This window comes from Micrococcus sp. HMSC31B01 (genome assembly GCF_001816085.1).
Taxonomy (GTDB): domain Bacteria; phylum Actinomycetota; class Actinomycetes; order Actinomycetales; family Micrococcaceae; genus Micrococcus; species Micrococcus luteus.
This window is the reverse complement of the sequence record NZ_KV824953.1, coordinates 1-738: the sequence shown is the minus strand read 5'-3', so window position 1 is coordinate 738 and position 738 is coordinate 1. Positions and strand designations below refer to the sequence as shown.

Annotated in this window: 1 protein-coding gene; it reads left to right on the top strand. The window is 77.6% G+C overall.

Annotated elements, in window-relative coordinates; all coding sequences use genetic code 11:
• Positions 1-738 (top strand): alpha/beta fold hydrolase (locus HMPREF3105_RS01970; RefSeq protein WP_246830316.1); only part of this gene is annotated, 738 nt, incomplete at both ends.

Here is a 738-nt window from a genome sequence, read left to right as displayed (position 1 = left end):
CGGCCCGCCACCGCGTGGGCGAGCGCACCGAGCTCTACGACGGCACCGTCACGGTGGACCACTGGTTCTCGGTGCCGATCGACCACGCGCTGGGCCTCGCCGAGGCCGAGGCGCAGGACGCGGCGGGCACCGGCGTCGGGCCGCACGGGCGCGGCACGCTGACCGTCTTCGCCCGCGAGATCCGGGCGAAGGACGACCCCGAGGGCGAGCGCCCCTGGGCCCTGTACCTCCAGGGTGGCCCCGGCAGTGCCGGGCCCCGCCCGGCGCGCCTGAGCGGCTGGCTCGGCGCGCTGGCCGAGAGCCACCGCGTGCTGCTGCTGGACCAGCGCGGCACGGGGCGTTCGACCCCGGCCACTGTGGCGACCCTGACCGCCCCGGGCGCCTTCGCCACGGACGAGGCGCGCGCCGAGCACCTGGTGCACCTGCGGGCGCCCTCGATCGTGCGGGACGCCGAGATGCTGCGCCTCGCCCTCGGCGCCGGGCCGTGGACCACACTGGGCCAGAGCTTCGGCGGGTTCTGCACGCTGAGCTATCTCTCCTTCCACCCGGAGGGCCTGCAGCGCAGCCTGGTGACCGGCGGCCTCGCCCCGCTCACCGGCCACGCCGACCGGGTCTACCGGGCCACCTACGCCCGGATGCGCGCCCGCACCGAGGAGTTCTTCGACCGGCACCCGGCCGACCGCGACGCGTGGTCGGAGGCCGTGGGGCTGATCCGCGCCGCCGAGGCCGCGGGCGCCC